This window comes from Pirellulales bacterium (assembly GCA_035546535.1).
Lineage (GTDB): Bacteria > Planctomycetota > Planctomycetia > Pirellulales > JACPPG01 > JACPPG01.
In genome coordinates, this window is sequence record DASZWQ010000020.1 from 1 (window position 1) to 6911 (window position 6911).

A 6911-nucleotide genomic window follows, 5' to 3' on the forward strand; every position below is an offset into this window, starting at 1 on the left:
CGCCGGCTTGCCGGTGCCGCGGTGGGCTCTGCTGACGCCCGAGCTGAGACTTGACCCCGCCGAATGGGGGGAATTCGTGGTCGTGAAGCCGACCGACATCCCGAGCTCTTCACACGGCGAGGGCATTCAGTTGATGCGCACGGCCCGCGTGCGCTATCGCGCGCCCGAGGAATATCCCAGCCGTCATCCCGGGCGGTACGGACCGATGCTGGTGCAGCGCTTCATCGATACAGGCCGCTACATCAGTGCGCATCGCGTGCTGACGCTGTTCGGGGAGCCGCTCTACGCCATCACTGACCTCAGCGAGCAGCTCCGTCCGTCTCTTCGCGCGCCTGACGACGATATCGAGCGGGCTCAGATCGCCAGCCAGGCGATCAAAGCCCAGCAGAAGGTCTTCGTGAACGACGCGGACGTGCTTGCGCTCGCACGGCGCGCCGACGCGGCAGTTCCCGACGTGCCCGTAAAGGGGATCGACATCCTGCGCGAAGCAGCCACCGGAGCGCTCTATGTTCTCGAGCTCAACTGTGGTGGCAACACATGGCATTTCTCATCGCACCAGCAGGCGGCGGCGCGTGTCGAAAACGGCGCCGAATTCGAGCGCGCGCGCTATCGCCAATTTGACGCCATGCGAACTGCCGCCCGCATACTCGTGGCGCGGACGCTGAGCGAGGCCGAATAGTCCGCTACGAAGCCGATTTCAGCGCGGCAAGCGCGTCGGCAAGTCCCTTTACGCTGAACGGAAAGACGACGGCCTTCGAGTTGATCGGCAGCACGGTCGCGTTCGCCTTGGTCGCCTTGGACAGGCTATCGACGAAATCCTGTGCCAGATTGGCCTGCACCTGACAGCCGGTCGGCGTGCAATACTGATAGGGCAGGTTGATCGGCTTTGGCCCGCCGATATCAATAACGATGCCGGCATTGACCATAACGCCGGTGCGGGTCTGCCACTCGGCGATCAAGCCCTGATCAGTGCTGACAATGCGCCACAGGATATAGGGCGCCTTGGACTGCGGGTCGGAAAGCACCTGCGAGATAGCGCAACTAGGCTTCGGGTCGGTCTCCTTGGCCTTCAGGCATGTGTATGTCCAATCGTCGTATTTCGTCTGCTTCGTGACGATTGGTTGAGCCGGCTGAGCCGGGGCGGTCGCCGCCGTTCCCGCAGCGGCCGCGCCGCCCGTACCGGAGCTCCCGGCAGTCGCAGGTCGCGGCGTAGGCGTGGGGACGGGCGCCGTCGCTGCACCGGAGGTCGGCTGAGCGGTCGAGATCGCCCCGCTGAAGAACAGGAAGCCCAGACCGCCGGCAATCACCAGCAGCAGCACGATGACTCCGACCAGCACGCGGACCATTCCGCTGCCACCCTGCCGACGGCGACTACTGCCGCTCTGGCGCAGGTCATCGTCGCTCAGTGTGGGTTCCCAGTTGCTCACGATATTGATCTCACGGTTGCCGCGCTGGCGACACTAGACCAGCCGCGCGAAGAGGTCAGCAAGTTCGAAGCCCAAACTGAAAAAAAGGGCCGGTCTTTGCGACCGGCCCGCTTGTTCGTGGGTTGAGCCAGGTGCGTCAGAAGGCCTTGCGGGCGCCCACCTTGGCCTCGACGCTGCTCATATCGGACCCGAACTTGCCGCCGACCGATACGAAGCCGGAGGCCGTCCTGTCCGCGTTGTAGACGGTAGCGCGACCGACCACCTCGCCAAACACGCCGGAGATCGAGTCGGACAGCGTTACGTCGTCCGCGGGATTGCCGTCGCTGATGACTACCTGGTTGGGGCCGCCGAACTCATCCCAAACTCGGCCCGTCAGATCGAGCTGGGTCTGCGTTCCGCCAGCCGTGCCCAAGGTCGTGCCCACCCGGACGCCGGCACCTGCACGTATACTCTGGCCGTCCTGGTAGCTGACCGACACGCCTCCGGAGCTGGTATCGCCGAGAGAGGTGTTGGCATAGACGAACGAGGCAATCGGCTCGAGGAACGAGGCGCCGTTCTGCATCCGGTAGCCGGTGTTCGCCAGGACAGCCACCGTTGTCGCGTTTGTATCGACGCTCACCGAGGTCGACGAGTACGTCACGCCAAGGAAGTCGGCCTTGACCTCGCCGTCGATGTACCAGCCGTCCTTGACGAGGGCGGCGTAGCCACCGACGGTGCCGCCGGTGCCCTTCGACGAACCACCGTAGGTGTCGAACGCCGTGTTCGTCGACAGGTAGCCGCCGTAAAGGCCGAGACGGACACCATCGCCGCCATCCGCGTTCGGACGCAACTCGACGCCTGCCTGCAGGGCGTACGTGGTCGTATTCGCGTTGGTGTCGAGATCGAGCGCCGGGCCGGTAACCGTGGTGTCACGATTATCCCAGCTGCCGACTGCGCGGCCCCACAACACGCTGCTGGTATGCACACCGGTCGTGGTCGTTGCCAGCGGCTGGCTGAGATCCGCGCCACCGCCGCCCTGGTCCGTTCCCTGGGGCGTATCGGGGAACGAATTGCCGTAGACGTGGTCGTCGACGACACCGGCGGTGTCAATCGAGGCAGACTGTATGCTGTGCATCAGGACCGGTTGGTTTCCGGAGTCCGGCGACCAGGTCGATTCCAGTGAGTACTCATCGTCAAGCACGCCAGACTCTGTCTGGGCGATGCCCCACATCAGCAGGCCGTCCTTCACGAAGCCGGCGCCACCGACATTAATGTAGTCAGTGGACTGGCTGGCGACGAAGAAGGGATCGCCCGACATGCACCACCGGTCATCGCAGCTGGTAGTCTCGCTGTTGTCGGTGACCAGCAGCATCGTCTTTCCGATGCCCGCCTCTGAAGGTTCGGTGTTCAGCTTGTTGATGATGACGCCGGTCGAGCCAGACACAAGTCCAGCGCCATCGCCCTCGACGTGAAGCTGATCGGTGCCTTCCGAGTTTGGCAGGTTCCAGTCAGCAAAGTTGGTATCGACCGCCAGATAGCTGAAGCCGCTCTCACTGGTTGAACCTTGGAAGTTGCCAATGATGGTGGTGACGTCTCCGGCCTCGCCATCAATCATGCTGAGTACGCCAGTGCCGCCGACCGGCTCGTCGTTGTAGAACGTGTCGGTCGTGAACGACGTGTAGTCAAAGCCCTCGCCGAAGGCCGTCTGAATGAGCCCGTCGTTATGTATTGAATCGGCACCTTCGCCGGAGACGATGTTGTCACCCAACGTGAACCAGTTCCCTGTATTGTTGAACTGGTTGCCGACTACGTAGTCACCTTCGCTGTTCTGATTAACACCGGCCAAATCTACCGTGCCGAAGATTACCGCGCCGCTCTCAGTGGCATAGCTGTTGTTAATCGTCGTGGCCCCGTTGCGGCCGACGACGGCAACATCGGCGGCCGCGTCGTTGTACCGCGAGAGGTTGTCGATGCTGCCGCTGCCGGAACCCGGCCCGCCAACAAACATCGCGATATTGTTGACGTCGTCATAGATCGGCTGCAAGTCGCCGGGGCTCTGGCCGAGCATGAGCGGGAAGTTGAAGCCTGGCAGATCGGCCCCAGACTCGTTGAACGTGTCGTAGACCATCGACCCCAGCCCGGTGATGATGCCGTGGTTGGTGACGGTGGCGCCGCCATCGAAGCCTTCTGAGGTACTGAGGTAGATGACCGGGTGATCAGCCGAGCCGACGCCGGCAATCAGGCCACCGTGCGTCACCCCCTCATCGTAGGAGTCAATCCACGAGTAGCCATTCGTGATATCCGCACTTTCGGCGCCAATAGCGAGATTGTCGCTCGCGAGCCCAATCTCGATCGCCGAGCCGGCCTCACCACCGAGGATATAGCCACCGCTGTCGTGACCGTTCGCGATATGAACGCTGTCGTCGACACCCTGGATGCCGATGCCATCGCCGTAGAAACCGGCAATGATACCAGCCGAGTTGTTGATCGTAACGTCACCTTCGGAGGCGCCGTCCAGGAGAAAAGCCGAGTTGTGGCTGTAGGTGATCCCGCGGCTATTGTTGAAATCGACGCCGCCGTCGATGTTGGCCAGATCGATGCCAACGCCGCTCCCGAGAATCAGCGAGTAGTCGTCGATATTGCCTGGGTCGGTATGCCAGTCGGTATTGTCAATCTCAATGCCGTCGCCAACGTTCGAGAACTTGACACCTTCGCTGGCGTTGCCGATTCCAACGATCACGCCGCGCGAGTTGTCGATCGAAACGTGGCCGTCGATGCTGTCGCCTTCCGCGCCGACATGACCGCCCCAGATGCCGGTGCTGAAGCCGGTGAGGCCGGCGCCGGGGGCAGGGTTGGCTGTCTCGGCCAGCCAACTCGAAAGCAGCGAGCCGCTCTCGTTTGCATCCACTGAGGGATCGAACCCGGTCAGGCCTATGCTGCCCCAGTTCATGGTCAGCGAGTTATCGATCGTGACATCGCCTTCGGTAGCGGTGACCGAGACGCCGGCCCCGCTCTCGCCGACGATCAAGCCACCGGCGTGCTGCCCGTGGTGCCAGTATCCGCTGTTGTCGATGTAGACGTCGTTGCTCTCGCTGCCGGTGCCGTGAACGTTGTCGACGGTCACGCCGTTGACGAGGCCCGCGATGACGCCACTGTGCGTGTTGTCGACATCCACAGCATCGTCTCCGGCGGAGTCCAGACCGGTCACGTTGGAAATCGCGACGCCGGACTCCTCAAGACCGAAGATGCCGCCCTTCTGGTTATTGACATAGACGCCGCCGCCAATGCCATCCGGATCGTTGGCGCCGATTTGCACGCCGAACTGATCGCCCAGGATAAGACCGCCGTCCCCGTGCCGCCAGGCGTTCTGATTGTTAACGAAAACGTCTCCGCCCACCTCGGAGAGAGCAACGCCGTCGCCGTCGCCGCCGAAGATAAGACCGGCTTCGTTGTTGACCTTGGCGTCTCCGACGATGTTGTGACCATAGACGCCCGTGTCGCCAAAGATGCCGCTGCCAACAATCCCGTTGTTTCCGGGGCCGCCCGCGAAATCATAGAGCAGGCCACTTTCGGTGCCGCTATCGTAGATGTTCGCGTCGACGCCGTTGAGGTTGGTCGTCGACCCCCAGGTCAGCTGATTGTTGATGATGAGGTCACCGCCGATGCCGGTCGCCGAAATACCATCGTCGTTGAGGCCAACGATCAGACCGCCGCCGTGGTCACCCTCGCTCCACGACCAGGTTGCGTAGTTGTCAATGACGACATCCTTGCCCGCGCCGGACGAGCCGACGTTCGAGATGGCCAAGCCCGTCCCGTCACCGGCAAGGATGCCGCTCTCGGTGTTCAGGACGTGAACCGCATCCTGGCCCGTATGTCCGGTGCCGGTGATGTTGTTGATGTACGCGCCATCCATCCCAGCGGTAATGCCCGCAGTGAGACCAGCCCTGTTATCAAAGATGAGCTGATCGAGATTCTGCGCGTTGACGCCTGCGGTACCCTGGCTGCCAATGATCGAATGGTAGCTGTGGTTGGTAATCGTGCCGACGTCGCCGTACTGGATCGAAACGCCATCGCCCAGCGAGCCGCCGATGTGGCCATAGTTGGTCACCGATATATCGGCGCCGGCTTCGTTCCCACCCCAGGCGTACACGCCGGTGGTGCCGGTGATCGTGCCGCTCTCGGTCTTGCTGCCGTTGTTAACGATAATATCGCCCTTGGCAGAAATATTCACACCAGTGCCAGGCGTTGTCGGGTCCGGCGTGCCAGTGTTCTTCGTCCCCGTGACGGTCCCGTAGTTGTTAACGGTGACAGCACCGCTGACACGGTAATCCACGCCAACGTTCGGGGAAATCGTACCCACGCCGATGCCGTGGTCGGCGTTCGAGACGTGAATGCCTTCGCCCGAGTTGCTGGAGGTCGGTTGGTCACCGTGACCAATTATCGTGCCATAGTTGGTGATCGTGACCTGTTTGCTGATTTCCGAAGCGATAAACAGGCCATCATCGGCACCTTGTATTGTAGAACCGGTCTCACTGACCGAACCCAACGTAATATTTAGCGTGCCGATGTCATGCATATCCCGCTGACCGGACGTCGGCTGCGCCGGAGCAGTAGGGGCGGCCCCGTTGCCGATATGCAGGCCATCGCCTGTCGCCGTCGTCGGCGAATTGTCATACGCCGTTGCGCCGCCGTAGATCTTCCCGTTGATATCAAACGTTACCGTCGAGTTCGGACCACTAACGGAATTGTAGTAACGCAAACCATCGCCCGTATCCGAAGTGATGGTGGATGCGGCACTCATGTTGATGTCCGGCACCGACGAGGAGCCGTTACTGTTGTTGATTGTGACGGCATTTCCGGAAGCAGTGTGCTCCGTGTAAATGCCGCTCGGCGGCCCTTCCTCTCCAAGGTTAATCAGGAAGTTGCCGGTCGGCGTGATAGTGTCGGCGGTGGTCGTGCTGCCCGTGCAGTTGAAGATGTTTGAGCCGGAGTAGGTCTCGGGGCACGCTGCCTGGGCGGCATTTGGCATTGCCAGCGTCGCGCCGAGGACCATCAGTGCGCCGCCCGCGAACGACGACCCTAGCAATAGCCCCTTGCGGGTTCTGGGCGGCGCGAGGAGGAGATTCCTGGGTGCGTTACGACGAGCCGCGCGGCTGCTGCCGCGGACATTCCGGATAGCCATGATATTTCCCCTCGTAGGCGGTCCGCCGACCACCCGTGGTATGCCGCATTACAGGCACGGTTCCGCCGCAAAGCTGCCCGTGCCTTGGCGGCAATGTGCCTCAGCGGCTGAACCGTCCGCAAGACCACAAGGCCCCGATTTCCCTTTGTTTCGGCCAATTGGGGGGTGGCTTATCCACAGCGAAGATGCACTTAAAATTCAATGCGTTGGACAACCACACGGCGAATTCGACCGCCGCTCTATCGGACGGATTTTGGCGCGAGTGGCGTTTCTGCCACATGCTGCGGATGGCTTGCTTCGGTGAATCGCGGTTGAGTTGGCTG

Annotated in this window: 4 protein-coding genes; 1 reads left to right on the plus strand and 3 read right to left on the minus strand. The window is 61.9% G+C overall.

The annotated features are described in order from the left end of the window. A partial coding sequence (locus VHD36_02145; protein ID HVU86092.1) for a hypothetical protein occupies positions 1 to 679 on the plus strand: 679 nt, incomplete at its 5' end. Between the two features lie 4 nt (positions 680 to 683). Here the strand turns inward: VHD36_02145 and VHD36_02150 are convergent. The 3 genes from VHD36_02150 to VHD36_02160 form a co-directional block, all read right to left on the minus strand. Continuing rightward, the gene (locus tag VHD36_02150) at positions 684 to 1427 is read right to left on the minus strand and encodes an invasion associated locus B family protein (protein HVU86093.1); all 744 of its coding nucleotides are present in this window, start codon (positions 1425 to 1427) and stop codon (positions 684 to 686) included. A 136-nt stretch (positions 1428 to 1563) separates the two neighbouring features. After that, positions 1564 to 6588 carry an autotransporter outer membrane beta-barrel domain-containing protein gene (locus tag VHD36_02155; GenBank protein ID HVU86094.1) on the minus strand — a complete coding sequence of 1675 codons (5025 nt, stop codon included), beginning with the start codon at positions 6586 to 6588 and terminating at the stop codon, positions 1564 to 1566. Positions 6589 to 6688: 100 nt separating this feature from the next. After that, on the minus strand, positions 6689 to 6911 hold a 223-nt coding region (locus VHD36_02160; protein HVU86095.1), incomplete at its 5' end, for a hypothetical protein.